Source organism: Pseudoalteromonas sp. SR45-5 (assembly GCF_014163565.1).
GTDB lineage: Bacteria > Pseudomonadota > Gammaproteobacteria > Enterobacterales > Alteromonadaceae > Pseudoalteromonas > Pseudoalteromonas distincta.
Map to the genome: position 1 here is coordinate 1 of NZ_JACJDN010000732.1, position 1,798 is coordinate 1,798.

Below are 1,798 nucleotides of genomic sequence, written 5' to 3' on the forward strand. Positions count from 1 at the left end.
TGAAGCATCTAAACCTTAACGGCCTGATGTAAAAGCCGCTGGGTTATTTTATCCAGCGCAACTATCTCGTCAGCTGCATTTAGCTCAGCAGCTGCTTTAGGCATACCCCATACCACAGACGAATACTCATCTTGAGCCAAGGTATGTGCTCCGTTTTGTTTTAGTGCAAGTAAACCTTTTGCGCCATCACTCCCCATTCCTGTTAGTATGGCTGCAACTACGTTTTTAGCCCCAGTTTCAACTAATGAGTTAAACAACACATCTACCGCAGGTTTATGTCTGTTCACCGGCTCGCCATCATCAAGCTGGCAATACAAGCTAACACCTCGTTTTTTAATACTTAAATGAAACCCACCCGGTGCTATATAAGCCCAGCCTGCGCTAAGCTTATCGCCATGTTCAGCTTCTTTCACATTTATCGTGCATGTACGATTCATTCGCTCAGCAAATGAAGCGCTAAACACAGGAGGAATATGCTGAGTAATTACAATTGGCGGGCAATTTTGTGGCATTTTAATAAGCACTTCTTTTATAGCCTCAGTCCCCCCCGTTGAAGCACCTATCGCTATTACTTTATTAAGTAAAAACTGAGAATGAGTATTAATAGGCTCATTTGTGACGACCGTTTTTTTATAGCTTCTTACTCTTGCTCCAGCAGCTATTCGCACCTTTTGTTGGACAAGTGATGCATATTGGCTCAATTGCTCTCTTACGTTATTAGTAGGCTTAGCTATAAAATCAACAGCCCCTAATTCGAGCGCTTCTAGTGTGATAGGAGAGCCTTTTTGTGTCAGTGTTGAAATCATCACTACTGGCATTGGTCTTAATCGCATTAAGTTTTTTAAAAAACTAATACCATCCATTTTTGGCATTTCTACGTCGAGCGTTAATACATCAGGACTGAGTTTTTTTATCATTTCGCGAGCTTCGTAGGGATCCTCAGCACTCCCCACTACTGTAATGTCTTTAGCTTGTTGTAATATTTCAGTGAGTAAACGCCTAATTAAAGGGGAGTCGTCAATTATTAATACTTTAATCATGCATACTCCTAAAACAGCTCTATATCGGTTACTACTTCTTGCTTTTTAAGGTTTTGTAAGTAACGGACTTCGCGTTTTTCAATCGTATTATTATGTAGGTTTTTAAGTTTTTTCATATGAACTTTACCAGTGTTCGGGTGAAAAAATATTTTTCGCGGCCACGGCCCCCCCATATCATGGGCAACTAGATTTAATGCCTCTTCTTTAATATACGCTGCTGCAAAACTAATATTACCCAGCCCTATATCAGTCATCGCACTAATAATTTTCCCCCCGCCAAAAAGTTTTACTTTTAGGTTACACCGAGACGCGCCATTTTTTAAAACTTCGTTTATAAGATACTCCATAGCCCAATTACCGTACCGACAACTTAAACTATGCGCATTTTTAAGTTCTACTCCCTTTTGAATTGGTAACATAAAGTGATTCATCCCGCCAATACCAAGTACTTCATCGTATACACAAGCCGCAATACACGAACCCAGAACTGTAGAGATCAGTTCATTATTTTTAGAAACATAAAACTCACCCGGAAGTACTTTAGCAACAACGCTACCTCGGCCAGAATCCCAATATCGTTTAATATGTTCAAAGTTAGGTAATACCGGCCTGAACTCAGCGTGCATTTTGTCCCTTTTGGTACATAGTTTTCCCTAAGTTTTTGAATTGCGAATGCTCTTTACCCATACTTTCTGAGTGACCTAAAAACAAATAACCTTGTTCATTTAATATATTGGCGTAACGCTTAAAAAGCTGAT

At 39.8% G+C, this 1,798-nt stretch carries 3 protein-coding genes; all 3 read right to left on the reverse strand.

Annotated elements, in window-relative coordinates; genetic code table 11:
- Positions 1 to 8: 8 nt before the first annotated feature.
- A complete protein-coding gene (locus tag H5072_RS18455; RefSeq protein WP_024596107.1) occupies positions 9 to 1,040 on the reverse strand; it encodes a chemotaxis response regulator protein-glutamate methylesterase in 1,032 nt (343 codons plus the stop codon).
- Positions 1,041 to 1,048: 8 nt separating this feature from the next.
- Entirely contained in the window at positions 1,049 to 1,666 is a 618-nt protein-coding gene (gene cheD / locus H5072_RS18460) for a chemoreceptor glutamine deamidase CheD (RefSeq protein ID WP_039489124.1), read from the reverse strand.
- Positions 1,656 to 1,798: CheR family methyltransferase (locus H5072_RS18465; protein WP_310735901.1), on the reverse strand; the 143-nt coding region annotated here is incomplete at its 5' end. The genes cheD and H5072_RS18465, both read right to left, overlap by 11 nt.

Bases quoted from the DNA above. Each gene is read 5' to 3' on its own strand.
- H5072_RS18455 (WP_024596107.1), bottom strand. From the start codon at position 1,040: ATGATTAAAGTATTAATAATTGACGACTCCCCTTTAATTAGGCGTTTA.
- cheD (WP_039489124.1), bottom strand. From the start codon at position 1,666: ATGCACGCTGAGTTCAGGCCGGTATTACCTAACTTTGAACATATTAAA.